The organism is Tenacibaculum sp. SSH1-16, from assembly GCF_040104435.1.
Lineage (GTDB): Bacteria > Bacteroidota > Bacteroidia > Flavobacteriales > Flavobacteriaceae > Polaribacter > Polaribacter mesophilus.
The window spans coordinates 247224-265147 of sequence record NZ_JBECOV010000004.1; the positions used below are offsets into that span (position 1 = coordinate 247224).

The following is a 17924-nucleotide window of genomic DNA, read 5'->3' on the forward strand; positions in this document are numbered from 1 at the left end:
ACTCGTAATTTTTACAGATGATAAGTACCCTAAAGAAGAAATCTATTCAGAAAGCATACGACAAACTAGTTGTAAAAAAAGAGAATATTCCTCATAAAGAAACCAAAGTTAAAAGTGTAGCAATATTGCTAGATAATGAAGCTTTAGTAAATGTAGTAATAGCCAACTTAACAAACATTTTTCCTTTTCAAAAAACAGACATAAGAGTACTAGTTTGTAAAGAGTACTCAAAAAAGGAGGAACCCTCTCCAGAGTTTTTTACCGAAAAAGATTTTGGTTTCAAAGCGAGTTTAAAATCCGACAATTTAAAAGATTTCGTTAAAAACAAATACGACCTACTTATAAACTATACAAAAACGTCAAACTTATTAACGAATATGGTAACTTTGTTGTCACAAGCAGATTTTAAAGCAGGTTTTGCAGAAATTGACGATAGATTGTACGATATAGTAGTATCTGATGCTAGTTTTAACGAAGCTGTTTTAAACCAAGAATTAAAAAAATACCTAACGATTTTAAATAAAATATAATGCAAAAGTTTGTAGGAACTGGAGTAGCTTTAGTAACTCCTTTCAATGAAGATTTAAGTGTAGACTTTGAAGCACTTAAAAAGTTAGTAAATTACAATATTGAAAACGGTACAAACTATTTAGTAATAAATGGAACTACTGGAGAAAGTGCAACAATTACTAAAGAAGAAAAATTAGAAATAATAAAAGTAATTGCTGAAGAAAATAAAGGGCGTTTATCTTTAGTTTTAGGGGTTGGAGGAAACAACACACAAACTGTTGTTGAAGAACTACAATCTTTAGACTTATCGGAAATAGACGGAATTTTATCAGTAGCCCCGTATTATAGCAAACCAACTCAAGAAGGGTTCTATCAACATTACAAAGCAATTTCTTTAGCGAGCCCTAAGCCAATTATTATGTATAATGTTCCTGGTAGAACAGCAAAAAATATGGAGCCAGCAACAACGTTACGATTAGCAAGAGATTTTGAAAACATTGTTGCAGTTAAAGAAGCAGGAAACAATCAACAACAATACTATGAGTTGTTAAAAGATAAGCCTGAAGACTTTTTAGTAATTTCAGGTGATGATGATTTGGCTGTTGGGGTAACTTTAGCAGGTGGAGCAGGAGTTATTTCTGTAATAGGGCAAGCATTACCAAAAGAGTTTTCAAAAATGATTCAGTTAGGGTTAGAAGGAAAAGCAAAAGAGGCTTACGATATACACTACAAACTAATGGATATAGTAAATCTAATTTTTGAAGAAAATAATCCTGCGGGAATAAAAGCGGTATTACAAAAGTTAGGAATCTGTTTAGATGAAGTACGTTTACCATTAGTAACAGCTTCAGAAGAACTACAAACAAAAATATCAGACTTTATAGATAATCTATAAAAGGAGCATATAGAAAAAGGAGTTAAAAAGACCATAGTTTATAATAAACTATGGTCTTTTTTTAGTTAGAATATTATTCCCATTGTTTTGAAAAACTATAAATTATTAACTTAATAAGTTTTTATTAATTAAAAGCCCCTAAAAAGGGGCGCTTGAAAGTGTAAAATATAGAATAGGATTAGTTTTGACCTTCTTCACAAACTACTTCCATGACCCAGCCATTTCTGTAAACTAATCTCTCATAACAACATACAGGTTGGTCACAGGCTTTTTTTGGATAATCTAAACCACCATACACGGCTTTTTGCTCATTACTGTTTAAAATTTTTCCTAAACTTTTTAAATTTTTCATATTAAAGTTTTTATAATTAGATTTGCCTTGGTCATTTTAAGGCACCCAAAGTTTATGCCTATAATTTTCAAAACTCATTCATCATGTTCATCATGAAATAAATTTTGCTAGACTATTCTTTTATTAAAATTTGTTTTTAGAAAATAATTTTTGATTATTTTTTTTCATTAATGCAATTTTACTTTAGTAAATGTATGGAAACAAAATAAAAGTTTTTTACTTTTAATAAAATTTTAACGTTTGTTTAAAGGCTTATAATGGATTAAAGTACTTTTATTTTTAGGTCAATGATAAAAAATATAATTACAGACATATTTTTAATAAACAGCATACTTTTTATAACCGTAAGGTAAGGTATTTACTTTTCACTTAAGTCTTTTTTTAGCATCTTTGTATAAAGAGTAATTTTTAAAGTAGAAAATATGTTATCAAAAGTAATAGAACAAGCATTAAATGATCAAATAAGAGTAGAAGCAGAGTCTTCTCAAATATATTTAGCTATGGCATGTTGGGCAGAAGTTCAAGGTTTTGAAGGGGTGTCACAATTTATGTACGCACATTCAGATGAAGAGCGTATGCACATGTTAAAATTAGTAAAATTCGTAAACGAACGAGGTGGACATGCTCATATTTCTGATTTAAAAGAACCACCAGCAAAATTTGGGTCTTTTAAAGATATGTTTCAAACATTGTTTGATCATGAGGTAATGGTGTCTAAATCGATAAATGATTTAGTACATATCACATTACAAGAAAAAGACTATGCAACACATAACTTTTTACAGTGGTATGTATCTGAGCAAATTGAGGAAGAAGCATTGGCACGTAATATTTTAGATAAAATTAATTTAATTGGAGACGATAAAGGAGGATTGTATTTATTTGACAATGATGTAAAGCAAATAGTAGCTCAATCTGCATCAGGAGCACAGGAATAAGATTAACAAACATTTAGGAGTTCTTTGGAAAAATTATAACAGATTTTGTAGTTTCTTGTAAATCTCATTTATGAGATAAAAAATCGTTTTAATAATCCATAATTAATCACTAATTTTGCCAGATGCAAAAAATGAAAAATCTAGCGTATATTGCTGTAATGCTTTTAGTACTTTCTTCATGTGGAGAGTATCAAAAAGTATTGAATAAAGGAACTGTAGAAGAACAATACAAAATGGCTGTAAAAATGTACGAAGCTCAAAAGTACAGTAAAGCTTTACGTTTGTTTGAAAAAATAACACCTTCATACAGAGGTAAACCTCAAATGGAGCGTATTCAATTTATGGTTTCTCAATCTAACTTTAATGAGAAAAATTACGGGTTGGCAGGATATTACTTTAATAGATTTACTGGAAATTACCCAAAAAGTTCAAAAAGAGAAGAAGCCGCTTTTTTATCAGCTTTAAGTTATTACAAAGCAGCTCCTAGCTTTAGTTTAGATCCAACAGATACAAATAAAGCTTTAGAGGCCTTTCAAAAGTTTATAGATAATTATCCAGATTCAGATAAATTAGAAGAGGCTAACAAGTATCATGCTGAATTGAGAGCAAAACTAGAAAAGAAATCTTTTGAGATAGCAAAAACATATTATAAAACTGCTGAATATGATTCTAGAAATTATAAAGCGGCAATCGTTGCTTTTGATAATTTATTAGAAGATTATTTAGGAACGAAGTATAAAGAAGAAGCTTTGTACTTCCGTTTAAAAGCAGCGCATGATTTTGCAATCAAAAGTACGCAACGTAGAAAAGCAGAAAGAATTAAAGAAGCAGTTAAAGCGTACGATAAGTTAAAAAGAAATTTTCCTGAATCAAAATTCATGGAAGAATCAAACGAAATGTTAGCAACATTAAACAAAGAACAAGAACAATTAGCTAAAAGTTAAAAAATGGATTATAAAGAAACGAAAGCGCCGTTAAGTACCGTAACTTATAATAAAGAAGCTATCGAGGCTCCAACACATAATATTTATGAAGCTATTTCTATTATAGCAAAGAGAGCTACACAAATTAATTCTGATTTAAAGAAGGAATTAGTTGACAAGTTAGATGAGTTTGCTACCTATAACGATAGTTTAGAAGAAGTTTTTGAAAATAAAGAACAAATCGAAGTTTCTAAATTCTATGAACGTTTACCTAAGCCACATGCTATTGCAGTAGAAGAGTGGTTAAATGAGAAGGTATACTATAGAACTCCAGAGACAAAATAATATGTCTGTACTAAGCGGTAAAAAAGTTTTACTTGGTGTTACCGCCGGTATAGCGGCATATAAAACAGCGAGTTTAGTTCGCTTGTTTATAAAATCAGGCGCAGAAGTCAAAGTAATTATGACTCCTGCGTCTAAAGATTTTATAACACCTCTTACACTTTCCACCTTATCAAAAAATCCAGTTCATTCTACCTTTTATGATAAAGAAGATGAAAATGAATTGTGGAATAATCATGTAGATTTAGGTTTGTGGGCAGATTTAATGTTAATAGCCCCAGCTACAGCAAATACCTTATCTAAAATGACAAATGGTACTTGCGATAATTTATTATTGGCAACCTATTTATCAGCAAAATGTCCAGTGTATTTTGCTCCTGCGATGGATTTAGATATGTACCAACATCCATCAACAAAAACTAGTTTAGAAAGTTTACAAAGTTTTGGAAATATATTAATTCCTGCTACTTCGGGTGAATTAGCAAGCGGATTGGTTGGAGAAGGTCGTATGGCTGAACCAGAAGACATTGTTGACTTTATAGAGAAAGATATTGTATCTAAACTACCGCTTCGAGGGAAAAAAATGCTAATTACTGCAGGTCCAACCTATGAAGCAATAGATCCTGTTCGTTTTATTGGAAATCATTCTTCAGGTAAAATGGGGTTTGAAATTGCAAAAACAGCGGTTAATTTAGGAGCTGAGGTGTTTTTAGTAGCAGGTCCTTCTCATCAACAAGTACATCATTCTTTTATTCATAGAATAGATGTGAAATCAGCTCAAGATATGTATGAAGCATGTCATAAGTACTTTGCTGAGGTTGATATAGCTGTGTTATCGGCGGCAGTTTCAGACTATCGACCAAAAAATGTAGCTACTCAAAAAATAAAAAAGAAAGAAGCAGCGTTAAGTATTGAGTTAGAACCAACTAAAGATATCTTAAAATCTCTAGGAGAAATTAAGAAAAAACAGTTGTTAGTTGGTTTTGCATTAGAAACGAACGATGAGGTACAAAACGCAAAAAGTAAGCTTACACGCAAAAATTTAGATTTTATTGTATTAAATTCGTTACGTGATAAAGGTGCTGGTTTTGCAACCGACACCAATAAAATTACAATTATTGATGCTGATTTTAATGAAAAATCATTTGATTTAAAATCAAAAAAAGCAGTGTCAAAAGATATCGTTAACGAAATAATACAAAAATTAAATGCGTAAGTTTTTCTTTATAGTTTTTCTTTTTTCAGTTGCTTTTTCTTCTTATTCACAAGAGTTGAATGCTACTGTAATTATCAATTCAGATAAAGTACAAAGTAGTAACAAGCAAGTTTATCAAACGTTACAAAAAGCATTAACAGAGTTTATTAATGATAAACAATGGACAAATAAAAATTTTAAGCAACAAGAACGAATCAACTGCGCATTCAATATTATCATAAACGAGCAAAACGGGAGTAATTTTTCAGGAAGTTTACAAGTGCAGTCAACACGACCTGTATATAACTCAACCTACGCTACACCTGTTTTAAATATTAATGATACAAACTTTAACTTTCGTTATAATGAGTTCGATCCGTTAATTTACAATCCAACTATTTACGAATCTAATTTAATCTCTACAATTGCTTTTTATGTGTATACAATATTAGGAGTTGATACAGATACCTTTGCTTTGAAGGGAGGAGAGACTTATTTAAAACAAGCGGAAAACATTATGTTGCTGGCGCAATCTAATGGAGAGTCTGGTTGGCAAAATCAAGTAGGAAAACAAAATCGTTTTGCTTTAATAGATAATTTATTGTCTTCTAAATTTAGTGCCTTACGAAGTATCTACTACAATTATCACCGTAACGGTTTCGATAATTTTGCTGATAATAAAAATTCAGCTAAAGAAGCAATTGAAAAAAGTGTTTTAGATTTAGACAAACTACACAATATTACTATTGGTAATTATATGATTCGCGTTTTCTTAGATGCTAAAGGAGATGAAATAGTAAATGTTTTTTCTGATGGTAGTGCATCGAGAAATCAATCACAAATGATAACAGTTTTAAATAAGATTGCACCTACTTATAAAGATAAGTGGAAGAAATTACAGTAGTATTAGACTTGTTATAGGCTTAAATGTAACGTTTATAAGCTGTTGAAAAATCAATAGACTTCCTTTGTTTTAGTTTGACTTAATTCATTCAAAATTCTTACTTTTATTTTTTACAAAAGAATAGAATTTGCTTACACATTTATCTATACATAATTATGCGTTAATCAATCAGTTAACGATTGATTTTACGAACGGTTTATCTATCATAACAGGTGAAACTGGAGCAGGGAAATCCATTTTATTAGGAGCTTTAGGGCTTGTAATGGGGAACCGTGCCGACTTAACTGCTTTAAAAAACACAGAAAAAAAATGTGTTATTGAGGCTCAATTTTCTGTTGAAGGATATGCTTTACAAGAGTTGTTTAAAGAGTTAGATCTCGACTATGAACAAGAAACCATAATTCGAAGAGAAATTTTGCCTTCGGGCAAGTCGAGAGCTTTTGTTAATGATACACCAGTTACTTTATCGATATTAAATGCTTTAAAAACAAAGCTAATTGATATTCATTCGCAACATCAAACCATGCAGTTGTCAGATGTATCTTTTCAATTCTCTGTTATTGATGCCTTAGCAAAAAATCAAGCTAAAATAGCATCGTATAAAAGAGGCTTGCGTACGTATAACAAATTACGAAAAGAGCTGAAAGTACTTCAAGAAGAAACTGAGAAATCGAAAGAGCAGTACGAGTACAATTTACATTTGTTTAATGAGTTTGAAGAGGCTAATTTAAAAGAAGGAGAACAAGAAGTTTTAGAAGAAAAATTAGATAAATTAAACAATATTGAAGAAATAAAGTCGAACTTATCTGAAGCTTTAGGTGTTTCGATTAATGAAGAAATAGGAATTCAAACATTGCTAAACTCTTTAGAGAGTAAACTGCAAAAAATTAGTTCTTTTTCTAAGCAATATGAAGAGTTAGCGAATCGAGTAACAAGCGTGAAAATTGAGTTAGATGATGTAGTTACTGAGTTAGAAAGTGCGAATGAAGAAGTTGAATTTAATCCGAATGAAATTGAAGAACTAAATGATAGGTTACAACTTATTTACAATCTTCAAAAGAAACATTCAGTATCAACTATAAGTGAATTACAAGAAATTCATGCATCATTATCTGAAAAAGTAGCACAGGTTGAAGATGCAGGAGGAATAGTGGCTCAAAAAGAGGCAGAAATTAAAGAGGTAGCTAAGAAGTTAGATGACGTAGCAAAAATGATTACGACATCTAGAAATAAAGTAATTCCGAAGTTGAAAAAAGAGTTAGAATATCTTTTGTCGGAATTAGGAATGCCAAATGCTCGTTTTGCAATTGAATTATTAGCTTCTGAAGAATATTTATCTAACGGAAAAGACAATTTACAATTTTTATTCTCAGCAAACAAAGGAGGTAATTTTGGAGAATTGAAAAAGGTAGCATCAGGTGGAGAATTATCTCGCATCATGTTATCGATTAAAAAAATACTATCAGAAAACATACAACTACCAACCATTATTTTTGATGAGATTGATACCGGAGTTTCAGGGGAAGTATCTAATAAAATTGCAAAAATAATGCAAGATATGAGTGCTCATATGCAGGTAATAACTATAACACATTTACCTCAAATAGCTTCAAAAGGAGTGCAGCACTATAAAGTGTTTAAGGGAGAAGAAAAAGGAGTAACAACTTCTAATTTAAAGTTATTGTCAGAAGACGAACGTATTAGAGAAATAGCGGAGATGTTAAGTGGAAAAGACGTTTCTGAAAGTGCATTGACTCATGCAAAGGAATTATTAAATTAAGAGTATATTTGCTTTCAAAACAAACAACGATAGACTAAAATATTTTAAATATGTATAATTTATTAAAAGGAAAAAAAGGAATCATTTTTGGAGCATTAGATGAGAATTCTATTGCATGGAAAGTAGCAGAACGCGCTCATGAAGAAGGAGCAGAGTTTGTATTAACCAACGCACCAATAGCAATGCGTATGGGAGGTATTAAAGACTTAGCAGCAAAAACCGGATCTGAAATTATTCCTGCTGACGCCACTTCTATGGATGATTTAAATAACTTGGTTGAAAAGTCTATGGAAATTTTAGGAGGGAAAATCGATTTCGTTTTACACTCTATCGGTATGTCAGTTAATGTACGTAAAGGACGTCATTATACAGATTCTAAATACGATTTTACAACGAAAGGATGGGACGTTTCAGCGGTGTCTTTTCATAAAGTAATGAACGTTTTATATAACAAACAAGCCATGAACGAGTGGGGAAGTATTGTTGCATTAACGTATATGGCAGCACAACGTGTATTCCCAGATTATAACGATATGGCTGATAATAAAGCGTATTTAGAAAGTATTGCTCGTAGTTTTGGGTATTTCTTCGGAAGAGATCATAAAGTACGTGTAAACACAATTTCTCAATCGCCAACGCCAACAACAGCAGGTCAAGGAGTAAAAGGATTTGACGGATTTATTTCGTATGCTGAAAAAATGTCTCCGTTAGGAAATGCTACAGCTTTAGAATGTGCTGATTATACCATCTCATTATTCTCAGATTTAACTAAGAAAGTAACGTTACAAAACTTATTCCACGATGGAGGTTTCTCTAATATGGGAGTGAGTGATGCGGTAATGGAAAGGTTTACTGAAGAGTAAATTAACTTGTGCCTTAAGCGTAGTCGGAAAGGTTCCGAAAGAATATATAATTAAATGCAAATCGTTAGATTTGCATTTTTTATTGATAGTTACAAATGAGCAATATTTTACACATAGAAAAGGAGTTAAAATCCTTAAGACAACAGCTTAAAGATCATGAGTTATATAATTCGTTAAATGATATAAATGATGTAAAATTATTTATGGAATCACATGTGTTCGCTGTGTGGGATTTTATGTCGTTATTAAAAGCATTACAACGAGAACTTACTTGTGTGAATTTACCTTGGTTACCTGCTGTAAATACTAAAACAGCTCGTTTTATTAATGAAATTGTGTTAGGTGAAGAAACTGATATAAATGAGTTAGGAGAGCCTAAAAGTCACTTTGAAATGTATATTGATGCGATGCGTCAAGCAGGAGGAAGTACTTCTCAAATTTCAAGTTTTATTTCAGATATTCTTGACAGTAAATCTGTTGAGCAAGCTCTGGAAAACTGTTCAATTATTGAAGAAGTGAAAGATTTTGTAAGTTTTTCTTTTGAAGTTATTAAAACAAGACAACCACATATTATTGCATCTAGTTTTACCTATGGAAGAGAAGATGTGATTCCTGATATGTTTTTAGAAATTGTAAAAAATACGGAAGAAAAAGAAGGAAGTTCATACAGTAAACTTACGTATTATTTGAATAGACACATTGAGTTAGACGGTGATGAACATGGACCATTATCATTACAAATGATTGAAGAATTATGCGGTAATGATCAACAAAAATGGGATGATGTTTTGTTTTATGCTAAAGAATCTTTACAGAAAAGAATACAGCTTTGGGATGGTATAACTAAACAAATTAACAAAGCAGTTTTAGCATAGTGACTATAAGTTTTTCAATAATAATACCTGTTTATAATCGACCTCAAGAAATTGATGAGTTGTTAGGAAGCTTGACTAAACAAGAGTTGAAAGACGACTTTGAGGTACTTGTTATTGAAGATGGTTCTGAAAACTCATCAGAAGAAGTTGTAAATAAATACACTTCTCAGCTTAATCTAAAGTATTTTTCCAAGGGGAATAGTGGAGCAGGAGCAAGTCGTAATTATGGAATGAAAAGAGCATCAGGAAGTTATTTTATTATTTTGGATTCTGATGTTATTGTTCCACCACAATATCTTTCCGAAGTAAAAAAAGTATTAGAAGAAAGTTATACAGATGCTTTTGGAGGTCCAGATGCTGCGCATCCTAATTTTTCTGCTTTACAAAAAGCAATTAATTACTCAATGACTTCGGTATTAACTACAGGAGGAATTCGTGGAAAAAAGAAATCGGTTGGTAAATTTCAACCCAGAAGCTTCAATCTAGGCTTGTCAAAAGTTGCTTTTGAAAAAACAAATGGTTTTTCAAAAATGAAAGCAGGAGAAGATATCGATTTAACTTTCCGCCTTTGGGAAAATGGCTTTGAAACACAATTAATAGAAAAGGCTTTTGTATATCATAAGCGTAGAAGTACTATTAAACAGTTTTTTAAACAAACATTTGCTTTTGGTACTGCAAGACCTATATTGAATAAAAAACATCCAGAAACGGCAAAATTAACGTATTGGTTTCCGAGTTTATTCATCATAGGGATTGATATTGCCATTATAGCAGCTTTTTTTGGTTACTGGCAATTATTAACTTTTTATGGATTTTATTTTACCTGTACCTTTTTAGATTCTCTATTTCAAAATAAAAATCTACAAGTAGCTTTGTTAAGTATTGTAACAACCATCACTCAGTTTTATGGTTATGGATTAGGTTTTCTCGAGTTCAGATTTCTGAAAAAATAAAAAGCTCCCAATTTCTTGAGAGCTTTTAAGTAGTTAAATGATTTCTTTGATGTTTTCAGGTGGACGACCAATCACTGCTTTATTGCCATTAATAACTATTGGGCGTTCTATTAATTTAGGATTGTCAACCATAGCTTTAATGATTTCAGCATCTGATAGTTCTCTTCCTTTATATTCTTCTTTCCAAATTTTTTCATTTTTACGAACTAAATCGATTGGAGAAATATTTAATAGACTAATAACTCCTTTTAACTCTTCAGTAGAAGGAATAGTATCTAAATATTTTACAGTTCCAAACTCTTTACCAGAGTTTTCTAAAATTTCTAAACCTTGTCTTGATTTAGAACAACGTGGATTGTGGTATATTTTAATCATTATTAAGAGTTTTATTGTATTAATCTTCTTTTTGCCCCATCATCATTAAATAGGCTTTTAAAAACGGATTGATATTTCCGTTCATAACAGCATCTACATTTCCTGTTTCATGGGCTGTACGGACATCTTTTACTAATTTATATGGGTGCATTACGTAGTTACGAATTTGACTTCCCCATTCATTTTTCATTTTGTTTGCTTCAATTTCATCACGGGCAGCTAAACGTTTTTGCAATTCAATTTCGTACAATTGCGATTTCAGCATTTGCATTGCAGTTGCTCTGTTATCGTGTTGTGAACGAGAGTTAGAACACTGAATTTGAATACCTGTAGGTTTATGCAAGAGCTGAACTTTTGTTTCAACTTTATTTACATTCTGTCCACCAGCACCACTTGAGCGTGCTGTTGTTATTTCAATATCAGCGGGGTTTACTTCAATTTCGATAGAATCATCGGCTACAGGGTATACATATACAGAAGCAAAGGAAGTATGGCGTTTTGCGTTACTATCAAAAGGAGAAATACGTACCAAACGATGAACCCCATTTTCACCTTTTAACCACCCGAAGGCATAATCACCTTCAAATTCTAAAGTAACCGTTTTAATACCAGCAACATCACCTTCTTGATAGTTGAGTGTTTTAATTTTATAGCCTTGTTTTTCTGCCCACATAGTGTACATTCGAGTTAACATTTCTGCCCAGTCACAACTTTCAGTTCCACCTGCACCTGCTGTAATTTGTATCGTTGCACTCAAACTATCACCTTCTTCTGAAAGCATGTTTTTAAACTCAATATCTTCTAAAAAAGTAGCAGCTTTATCAAATTGTTCTTCGACTTCGTTTTCATCAACATCACCTTCTTTATAAAAATCATACAAAACTGTTAAATCGTCATTCATAGCTACAATAGTATTGTAATCCTCTACCCATTTCTTTTTAAACCGAAGTGATTTCATCACAACTTCAGCCTCTTTTGGATTGTTCCAAAAATCAGGATTTGCTGTTTTTTCTTCTTCATTTGAAATTTCAATCAACTTCTTGTCAATTTCTAAATATCCTTTTAACTTGCCAATTCGTTCAGCGATATTTTTAAGCTGTTCGTGTGTAATCATAGATGCAAAAATACATTTTAAAAATCGTAGTTAGAAATGGAAATAAACTTAATAAGTGATACTGTAACTAAGCCAACTCAAGGAATGTTGGAAGCAATGATGAATGCTAAGGTAGGAGATGATGTTTTTAAAGCAGATCCGACAGTGAATTTGTTACAAGAAAAAGTAGCGGATCTGTTTGGAATGGAAGCTGCGTTATTTTTTCCTTCGGGAACCATGGCAAATCAAACAGCGATAAAGATTCACACACAACCAGGAGACAGAATGTTTTGCGATAAATGGGCACATGTATATAACTATGAAGGTGGAGGAGCTGCGTTTAATGCAGGAGTTACTTCTTGTTTAATTGATGGAGATAGAGGAATGTTTACAGCGAATCAGTTAGCAAGTGTGGTAGGAGGAAGAAATGATATTCATACACCATATAGTAGATTAGTTTGTGTTGAAAATACAACGAATAAAGGAGGTGGTGCCTGTTGGGATTTTGGAGAGTTACAAAAGATTCAAAAAGTAGCGAAAGTAAATGATTTAGCATATCATTTAGATGGAGCACGTTTATTTAATGCTTTGGTGGCAAAAAACGAAACTCCTAAACAGTATGGAGAATTATTTGATACAATTTCAATTTGTTTGTCAAAAGGATTGGGAGCTCCTGTTGGATCTGTTTTGTTGGGAACTAAAGAACATATAGAAAAAGCGTTACGTGTACGAAAGTTGTTTGGTGGTGGAATGAGACAAGCTGGTTTTTTAGCAGCTGCTGGGATTTATGCTCTGGATAATCAAGTAGAGCGTTTAGCAGAAGATCATCAAAAAGCAAAAGAAATAGGTAGGGTATTAGAAAGTTGTTCATATGTGAAAAAGGTAGAACTTATTGAAACGAATATTGTTATTTTTTATGTAGAAGATTCTATAAATCCAGATGATTTTATGAAAAAGATGGCAGACAGAGGTATATTACTAATTTCTATGGGGGAAGGAAAAATACGAATAGTAACTCATTTAGATTATACAAATGAGATGCATGAAAAATTATTACAAGAATTAAGAGAGTTTTTTTAAAAGAAAACTCTTACGATAGGAGAGAAAGCAGAAGCGTATACACTTTTGCTTTCTTCATACAAAACATCGTATTGTACGCCTAAAGAAACAACACCTATTCTGTAAGAAGCTCCAATATTTAAAGCAGGGTAATTATATTTTTTAGAAGTACCATTAATGTTTGTATTGACATACATTTGCTGTAAATCGGCAGAAAATTCAATTTCTCTAATAGGTCTATATAAAGTAATTATTTTAGGAGTGATTATATTAGAACTTAAACCTTCGTTTTTATTGTACACATAACCAATTCCTAAGCCTATAGAAAAAGATTCATTAAAATCATAAACAGTAGCTGGAGATATAGCAAGCGTTGTGTTATTTGAACCAAAGCCAAAGCTAGCATCCCCTCCAAAACGAAGATTTTTCCAAAAACTATGTTCTTGAGTAAAAGCAAAAACAGAATAAAAAAGGAAAACAGCTATAATAAATACTTTTTTCATAAGTAATGAATTAATATGGCTAATATAGTGAATGCTAATTATATAACGTTAATAAAAGTTTATGAAAAAACAGTTCTTTTTAATTTAAGTCTTCAAGTTTAGCAAGCTCTTTATAGTTTTTATTTAACTTTCTTAGTAAAATTCCATACAAGAGCTGATAAAAACACCATAAAACTATAAGCATAACTATCAACATTATTACTGTAACAATAATTGAAATTAAAACTTGCTTAGAGTTAAATTCTGGATGAGCTTTTAGTGATGCAATTGCAACTATAATTCCAAAAGTAAATACATATAACAAGTTAAATATAACGTAGTACTTTACAGTTTTTCTTGTTTTAATAATTTTTGTCATTAAAGTTTTAGTAGAGTCTACAACAGAAATGCTTTTATAATTAAGGTAAAATTTAATCAAGAAATAGAGTAGTACAGGGTATATGATAAATTGAGAATAAATCATAAAGTTATATAACCCAAGTTTTTTATATTCTTTATAAGCTTCTTCCATGTCAAAAATAAAATAGAAAGAATTCAAGAAAATAAACTCTAAAATTCCAATAATAAAAATCCACTTTACTATTGATGATGACTTGGAATGCGCCATTCTATAAATGTCGATTTTAGAAACTTTATTTGTTTCTTCAGACTGGTTTCCCCAAGCTTTTTTATATTTATCTAAATCCATTTAAATTATGGGTTTAATATCTTTTTTAATTTATCTTTTGCTCTGTTCATTTTAACTCGAGCATTTACTTGACTAATACCTAAGGTTTCAGAAATTTCTTTATAGGGCTTGTCTTCTAGGTATAAAAAAATTAGCGCTTTATCAATATCATTTAGTTTACGAATAGCACCATATAAGGCTTTTAATTGTATTTCTTCAGTGTCATCATATTCTTCTGCTTTAATTTTAAAAGAATAGTCTGTAAAGTCTTGTGTTTTTATACTTCTTGTTGATTTTCTATATAAAGAAATAGCAGTATTTAATGCTACTCGATACATCCAAGTACTAAATTTTGCATCTCCTCTAAACTTACCATAGTTTTTCCATAACTGAATGGTGATTTCTTGAAACAAATCGTTATGTGCATTTTGATTGGTTGTATAAATCCTACATACCTTATGCACAATGTTTTGATTGGCTTCGAAATCAGTTAAAAATCTATTTTCTAATTCTTTTTTCACTAAGTTTAGTAGAGTTGTTATGTTATAAGTAGCTCAAAAATACAAATTGTTACAACTCATCCTAAAAATAATACAATTCAGTGTGTTTTTATTTTAGAGATAAAGCATCTTATGAATATTTGTGTCATAATTAACTATAAAAAGCAAATAAAATGAAGCTTGTAATCCATATTGTTATTACAGTCGTCTTGTTTACAATTGAAACAATTTCAGCTCAAGACAAAACAATTGCAACGACAGTTGTAAATGTCACTTCAGATAAAGGAAAAATAAAATTTGCCTTATATACTAAAGAGAACTTTAGAAAAGAACCACTACAGGCAAAAGAATCAGTAATAATAAAGGGAAAAAGTACTGTAATTTTTGAAAAAGTACCAGAAGGAGAATATGCTATTATTTGTTTTCATGACGCAAACAATAATAATAAGATGGATTTTGAACCTAATGGAATGCCAATACAAGACTATGGAGTATCAAACAATAAATTATCACGTTTTGGACCGCCTGTGTTTGACGAAGCAAAGTTTTTGGTTAAAGATAAAAATGTATCTTTCGATATTAAATTTTAGAATGAAGAGGGTAAACCTTTAAATATAATAAGCATAAAGAATGAAAACACCAGTAAAAAAAACATTTAATAGTTTGAAGAATGATATTTGGATTTGCTTAAAGCTTACAATTATTTTTGGTGTTGTTTTTACTATAATAAATCAGGCTTTTACATTAAAAGAAGCTGGATTAGTGTTTTTGTTTTCAGGAATGTATTCTTTTGTTCTGGGGTTAGGTAATGGAATTATTAATGGTTATTTAAGTAAAAAGTGGGATTGGGTTTTGCAAACCAATCAAAGAGTTTGGGCAGGAATCATAGCAACAATAAGCTATACAACTGTAGCTGTATTATTAATCCATTACGTACAGTACTTTGTAATTTTTAATAATAAAATAGATAACTTTTTTAATGGACAATTTTTATGGATGCATTTATTTGCAATCATATTATCGTTAGCGATAGCCGTGTTTTTTCATGCCAAAGATTTTATGGTAAACTGGAAAGCGTCTGTAAAAGAAGAAACAACACAGCATGAAATAGTAGCTAAAACAGAAACAGCAAAATTTGAAACATTAAAGAATCAAATAGACCCACATTTTTTGTTTAATAGTTTAAATGTACTAACCTCTTTAATTAGCGAAAATCCAAAACAAGCAGAGAAGTTTACAACAAAGTTATCTAAAGTGTATAGATATGTACTAGAACAACGTAATAAAGAATTGGTGCCTATACAAGAAGAATTACAATTTGCTAAGACGTATATGGAGTTATTACAAATGCGTTTTGAAGAAGCTATTCAATTTTATATTCCAGAAGAAGTAAGTAATTCAGATTTAAAAATAGTTCCTCTATCTCTTCAATTATTATTAGAAAATGCAGTAAAACACAATGTAGTTTCTTCAAATAAACCCTTAGAAATAAACATTTTTGAAGAAGAAGGTTTTTTAAAGATTCAAAACAACGTTAATCCGAAAGAGGCTATAGGAAAAAGTACAAAAGTAGGATTAAGAAATATAGCAGATCGTTACGGTTTAATAACCGATAGAAATATTCAAATAATTAATAATAATAAAATATTCACAGTGTGTTTACCGCTGTTAATTAATATAAAAGATAGTATCATGGATACAAAAAGTTTAGAAAACAGTAATTATGTAAAAGCAGTAGAAAAGGTAGAAAAACTAAAAGAGTTTTATCAAAACTTAGTTTCGTATTGTATAGTTATTCCTTTTTTAATTTTTATAAACCTCAAAACATATTCAAAGTTTCAATGGTTTTGGTTTCCTATGATAGGTTGGGGGATAGGATTAATTTTTCATTATTTAGAAGTAAATAATTATAATTTATTCTTAGGTAAAAATTGGGAAGAACGCAAGATTAAGGAGTTAATGAATGATGATAAAAAATTATAAATGAGATGGAAAAAGAATACACAACAGCTTACAAATATGCAAAAGCAAAAAAGAGAGTAGAGAAAATCAAAGGGTTTTACATTCATCTTATAGTCACTGTATTAATCATTCCAGTTTTAATTTTTATAAACTTAAAGTTTGTGCCAAGTTATCATTGGTTTTATTATCCAATAATAGGAATGTTAATTGGAGTTTTTTTTCATTGGTTGGGCATTTTTGGAATAGAAAAAATAGGTTTAGGAAAAGATTGGGAAGAACGTAAGATTAAAGAATTTTTAGAAAACAATAACAATGGAAGGTAATTATAGAGAAGAAAAAAAGTATTTAGAGGCTAAAAAGAAAGTAAAACAAGTAAAAGGGTTTTATGCTCATGCTTTAGTAAATATCATTTCAGTGATTATTATTGTTTTAGTGAATTTAAAATTCTCACCTTATTATCACTGGTTTTGGTTTCCTGTTATAGGAATAGTACTAGTGACTTTTATTCATTGGATGCTAGTTTTTGGTGTTAACATTTTAGGGCTTGGAAAAGATTGGGAGGAGAAGAAGATAAAGGAATACTTAAATAAAAAGGATTAGTATGGAAAATGATTATAAAGAAGAACATAAATATTTACTAGCCAAAAAAAGAGTAGAAAAAATAAAAGGATTTTATTGGCATTTAGCAGCATATATAATTGTGAATGTATTTATTTCAGTCGTAATTATTATGGGGTTGATGAATGAGGACAGGTTAACTTTTATCAAAGCAATAAGCAATTTTGGTGTATATGCTACTTGGCTTTTTTGGGGGATTGGAGTTTTTTTTCATTGGTTAGGAGTATTTGGAACTAATATATTTTTTAATAAAGATTGGGAACAACGCAAAATACAAGAGTATCTAGATGAACTAAAAAAGAGAGAAAATGGAAACTATAAATAGAGAACAACAATATATAAGAGCTCAAAAAAGAGTAGATGAAATTAAAAAGTTCTACAAACATTTAGTGTTTTACATACTAATAAACTTAATTTTTATAGGAAGAAGAATATATAAAGATATTGTTTATGGAGACGAATCAGTAATGGAAGCTTTTTTAGATGTAAACAACTATAATTTGTTCTTTTGGTGGGGAGTTATAGTATTTTTACACGGATTTAATGTTTTTTCAAAAGGAAAACTTTTTTCTAAAAAATGGGAAGAGCGAAAGATTAAAGAATACATGAACAAGTAA

Annotated in this window: 24 protein-coding genes; 18 read left to right on the top strand and 6 right to left on the bottom strand. The window is 30.4% G+C overall.

The features are described 5' to 3' along the window. Positions 1–17: 17 nt before the first annotated feature. Together ABMY20_RS07920 and dapA are read left to right on the top strand one after the other, a co-directional pair. Entirely contained in the window at positions 18–530 is a 513-nt protein-coding gene (locus ABMY20_RS07920) for a hypothetical protein (RefSeq protein ID WP_047789183.1), read from the top strand. Beyond that, complete coding sequence (dapA, locus tag ABMY20_RS07925; RefSeq protein ID WP_349265028.1) at positions 530–1405, top strand: 4-hydroxy-tetrahydrodipicolinate synthase; 876 nt, start codon at positions 530–532, stop codon at positions 1403–1405. Before ABMY20_RS07920 ends, dapA begins: the two co-directional genes overlap by 1 nt. Before the next feature lie 178 nt (positions 1406–1583). Here the strand turns inward: dapA and ABMY20_RS07930 are convergent, their stop codons facing one another. Continuing rightward, positions 1584–1757 (bottom strand): hypothetical protein, encoded by a 174-nt coding sequence (locus ABMY20_RS07930; protein WP_253055842.1) that lies wholly within the window; start codon positions 1755–1757, stop codon positions 1584–1586. Positions 1758–2179: 422 nt separating this feature from the next. Between ABMY20_RS07930 and ABMY20_RS07935 the strand changes: the two genes are divergently transcribed. The 9 genes from ABMY20_RS07935 (at position 2180) to ABMY20_RS07975 (ending at position 10530) form a co-directional block, all read left to right on the top strand. Beyond that, positions 2180–2695: a ferritin gene (locus ABMY20_RS07935; protein WP_047789181.1), complete on the top strand. Its 516-nt coding sequence runs from the start codon at positions 2180–2182 to the stop codon at positions 2693–2695. Between the two features lie 131 nt (positions 2696–2826). Then, positions 2827–3639, top strand: a complete 813-nt coding sequence (gene bamD, locus ABMY20_RS07940) for an outer membrane protein assembly factor BamD (protein ID WP_349265029.1) — start codon at positions 2827–2829, stop codon at positions 3637–3639. Between the two features lie 3 nt (positions 3640–3642). Further along, on the top strand, positions 3643–3963 hold the full coding sequence (locus tag ABMY20_RS07945) for a DNA-directed RNA polymerase subunit omega (protein WP_047789179.1): 321 nt from the start codon (positions 3643–3645) through the stop codon (positions 3961–3963). 1 nt (position 3964) lies between these two features. Beyond that, entirely contained in the window at positions 3965–5176 is a 1212-nt protein-coding gene (gene coaBC, locus ABMY20_RS07950) for a bifunctional phosphopantothenoylcysteine decarboxylase/phosphopantothenate--cysteine ligase CoaBC (RefSeq protein ID WP_349265030.1), read from the top strand. Further along, positions 5169–6059 carry a DUF4835 family protein gene (locus ABMY20_RS07955; RefSeq protein ID WP_173360845.1) on the top strand — a complete coding sequence of 297 codons (891 nt, stop codon included), beginning with the start codon at positions 5169–5171 and terminating at the stop codon, positions 6057–6059. Before coaBC ends, ABMY20_RS07955 begins: the two co-directional genes overlap by 8 nt. A 127-nt stretch (positions 6060–6186) precedes the next feature. After that, the gene (recN, locus tag ABMY20_RS07960) at positions 6187–7839 is read left to right on the top strand and encodes a DNA repair protein RecN (protein WP_349265031.1); all 1653 of its coding nucleotides are present in this window, start codon (positions 6187–6189) and stop codon (positions 7837–7839) included. Positions 7840–7889: 50 nt separating this feature from the next. Continuing rightward, positions 7890–8702: an SDR family oxidoreductase gene (locus tag ABMY20_RS07965; RefSeq protein WP_099216418.1), complete on the top strand. Its 813-nt coding sequence runs from the start codon at positions 7890–7892 to the stop codon at positions 8700–8702. Between the two features lie 95 nt (positions 8703–8797). Next, positions 8798–9577: a DUF3050 domain-containing protein gene (locus tag ABMY20_RS07970; protein WP_349265032.1), complete on the top strand. Its 780-nt coding sequence runs from the start codon at positions 8798–8800 to the stop codon at positions 9575–9577. A 5-nt stretch (positions 9578–9582) separates the two neighbouring features. Further along, positions 9583–10530: a glycosyltransferase gene (locus tag ABMY20_RS07975; protein WP_349265053.1), complete on the top strand. Its 948-nt coding sequence runs from the start codon at positions 9583–9585 to the stop codon at positions 10528–10530. Between the two features lie 33 nt (positions 10531–10563). On the opposite strand, the gene arsC is transcribed toward ABMY20_RS07975, so the two are convergent. After that, positions 10564–10905, bottom strand: coding sequence for an arsenate reductase (glutaredoxin) (arsC, locus tag ABMY20_RS07980; RefSeq protein WP_349265033.1), 342 nt, complete (start codon positions 10903–10905; stop codon positions 10564–10566). 19 nt (positions 10906–10924) lie between these two features. After that, a complete protein-coding gene (prfB, locus tag ABMY20_RS07985; RefSeq protein ID WP_349265034.1) occupies positions 10925–12019 on the bottom strand; it encodes a peptide chain release factor 2 in 1095 nt (364 codons plus the stop codon). 36 nt (positions 12020–12055) lie between these two features. On the opposite strand from prfB, the gene ABMY20_RS07990 reads away from it, so the two are divergent. Then, entirely contained in the window at positions 12056–13078 is a 1023-nt protein-coding gene (locus ABMY20_RS07990; RefSeq protein WP_349265035.1) for a GntG family PLP-dependent aldolase, read from the top strand. Here the strand turns inward: ABMY20_RS07990 and ABMY20_RS07995 are convergent. The 3 genes from ABMY20_RS07995 to ABMY20_RS08005 form a co-directional block, all read right to left on the bottom strand. Continuing rightward, positions 13075–13560, bottom strand: coding sequence for a hypothetical protein (locus tag ABMY20_RS07995; protein WP_047789632.1), 486 nt, complete (start codon positions 13558–13560; stop codon positions 13075–13077). The two genes, ABMY20_RS07990 and ABMY20_RS07995, sit on opposite strands and share 4 nt — an antisense overlap. A 79-nt stretch (positions 13561–13639) precedes the next feature. Next, on the bottom strand, positions 13640–14248 hold the full coding sequence (locus ABMY20_RS08000) for a hypothetical protein (RefSeq protein ID WP_349265036.1): 609 nt from the start codon (positions 14246–14248) through the stop codon (positions 13640–13642). Between the two features lie 5 nt (positions 14249–14253). Then, a complete protein-coding gene (locus tag ABMY20_RS08005; RefSeq protein WP_073183239.1) occupies positions 14254–14748 on the bottom strand; it encodes an RNA polymerase sigma factor in 495 nt (164 codons plus the stop codon). Positions 14749–14900: 152 nt separating this feature from the next. On the opposite strand from ABMY20_RS08005, the gene ABMY20_RS08010 reads away from it, so the two are divergent. The 6 genes from ABMY20_RS08010 to ABMY20_RS08035 are packed head-to-tail and all read left to right on the top strand — an operon-like array spanning position 14901 to position 17924. After that, the gene (locus tag ABMY20_RS08010; RefSeq protein ID WP_349265037.1) at positions 14901–15317 is read left to right on the top strand and encodes a DUF2141 domain-containing protein; all 417 of its coding nucleotides are present in this window, start codon (positions 14901–14903) and stop codon (positions 15315–15317) included. A gap of 40 nt (positions 15318–15357) precedes the next feature. Continuing rightward, positions 15358–16710 (top strand): 2TM domain-containing protein, encoded by a 1353-nt coding sequence (locus ABMY20_RS08015; RefSeq protein WP_349265038.1) that lies wholly within the window; start codon positions 15358–15360, stop codon positions 16708–16710. A 5-nt stretch (positions 16711–16715) separates the two neighbouring features. Then, positions 16716–17012, top strand: a complete 297-nt coding sequence (locus ABMY20_RS08020; RefSeq protein ID WP_047789637.1) for a 2TM domain-containing protein — start codon at positions 16716–16718, stop codon at positions 17010–17012. Next, positions 17002–17289, top strand: coding sequence for a 2TM domain-containing protein (locus ABMY20_RS08025; RefSeq protein WP_047789638.1), 288 nt, complete (start codon positions 17002–17004; stop codon positions 17287–17289). The genes ABMY20_RS08020 and ABMY20_RS08025 overlap by 11 nt, the downstream gene beginning before the upstream one ends. 1 nt (position 17290) lies before the next feature. Continuing rightward, positions 17291–17632 carry a 2TM domain-containing protein gene (locus ABMY20_RS08030; RefSeq protein ID WP_159490676.1) on the top strand — a complete coding sequence of 114 codons (342 nt, stop codon included), beginning with the start codon at positions 17291–17293 and terminating at the stop codon, positions 17630–17632. Further along, positions 17616–17924 carry a 2TM domain-containing protein gene (locus tag ABMY20_RS08035; RefSeq protein WP_047789640.1) on the top strand — a complete coding sequence of 103 codons (309 nt, stop codon included), beginning with the start codon at positions 17616–17618 and terminating at the stop codon, positions 17922–17924. The genes ABMY20_RS08030 and ABMY20_RS08035 overlap by 17 nt, the downstream gene beginning before the upstream one ends.

What these genes read in the sequence shown, in the direction of transcription:
- ABMY20_RS07920 (WP_047789183.1), top strand. Translation starts at nt 18, where the DNA reads ATGATAAGTACCCTAAAGAAGAAATCTATTCAGAAAGCATACGACAAA.
- dapA (WP_349265028.1), top strand. Translation starts at nt 530, where the DNA reads ATGCAAAAGTTTGTAGGAACTGGAGTAGCTTTAGTAACTCCTTTCAAT.
- ABMY20_RS07930 (WP_253055842.1), bottom strand. Translation starts at nt 1,757, where the DNA reads ATGAAAAATTTAAAAAGTTTAGGAAAAATTTTAAACAGTAATGAGCAA.
- ABMY20_RS07935 (WP_047789181.1), top strand. Translation starts at nt 2,180, where the DNA reads ATGTTATCAAAAGTAATAGAACAAGCATTAAATGATCAAATAAGAGTA.
- bamD (WP_349265029.1), top strand. Translation starts at nt 2,827, where the DNA reads ATGAAAAATCTAGCGTATATTGCTGTAATGCTTTTAGTACTTTCTTCA.
- ABMY20_RS07945 (WP_047789179.1), top strand. Translation starts at nt 3,643, where the DNA reads ATGGATTATAAAGAAACGAAAGCGCCGTTAAGTACCGTAACTTATAAT.
- coaBC (WP_349265030.1), top strand. Translation starts at nt 3,965, where the DNA reads ATGTCTGTACTAAGCGGTAAAAAAGTTTTACTTGGTGTTACCGCCGGT.
- ABMY20_RS07955 (WP_173360845.1), top strand. Translation starts at nt 5,169, where the DNA reads ATGCGTAAGTTTTTCTTTATAGTTTTTCTTTTTTCAGTTGCTTTTTCT.
- ABMY20_RS07965 (WP_099216418.1), top strand. Translation starts at nt 7,890, where the DNA reads ATGTATAATTTATTAAAAGGAAAAAAAGGAATCATTTTTGGAGCATTA.
- ABMY20_RS07970 (WP_349265032.1), top strand. Translation starts at nt 8,798, where the DNA reads ATGAGCAATATTTTACACATAGAAAAGGAGTTAAAATCCTTAAGACAA.
- arsC (WP_349265033.1), bottom strand. Translation starts at nt 10,905, where the DNA reads ATGATTAAAATATACCACAATCCACGTTGTTCTAAATCAAGACAAGGT.
- prfB (WP_349265034.1), bottom strand. Translation starts at nt 12,019, where the DNA reads ATGATTACACACGAACAGCTTAAAAATATCGCTGAACGAATTGGCAAG.
- ABMY20_RS07990 (WP_349265035.1), top strand. Translation starts at nt 12,056, where the DNA reads ATGGAAATAAACTTAATAAGTGATACTGTAACTAAGCCAACTCAAGGA.
- ABMY20_RS07995 (WP_047789632.1), bottom strand. Translation starts at nt 13,560, where the DNA reads ATGAAAAAAGTATTTATTATAGCTGTTTTCCTTTTTTATTCTGTTTTT.
- ABMY20_RS08000 (WP_349265036.1), bottom strand. Translation starts at nt 14,248, where the DNA reads ATGGATTTAGATAAATATAAAAAAGCTTGGGGAAACCAGTCTGAAGAA.
- ABMY20_RS08010 (WP_349265037.1), top strand. Translation starts at nt 14,901, where the DNA reads ATGAAGCTTGTAATCCATATTGTTATTACAGTCGTCTTGTTTACAATT.
- ABMY20_RS08015 (WP_349265038.1), top strand. Translation starts at nt 15,358, where the DNA reads ATGAAAACACCAGTAAAAAAAACATTTAATAGTTTGAAGAATGATATT.
- ABMY20_RS08020 (WP_047789637.1), top strand. Translation starts at nt 16,716, where the DNA reads ATGGAAAAAGAATACACAACAGCTTACAAATATGCAAAAGCAAAAAAG.
- ABMY20_RS08025 (WP_047789638.1), top strand. Translation starts at nt 17,002, where the DNA reads ATGGAAGGTAATTATAGAGAAGAAAAAAAGTATTTAGAGGCTAAAAAG.
- ABMY20_RS08030 (WP_159490676.1), top strand. Translation starts at nt 17,291, where the DNA reads ATGGAAAATGATTATAAAGAAGAACATAAATATTTACTAGCCAAAAAA.
- ABMY20_RS08035 (WP_047789640.1), top strand. Translation starts at nt 17,616, where the DNA reads ATGGAAACTATAAATAGAGAACAACAATATATAAGAGCTCAAAAAAGA.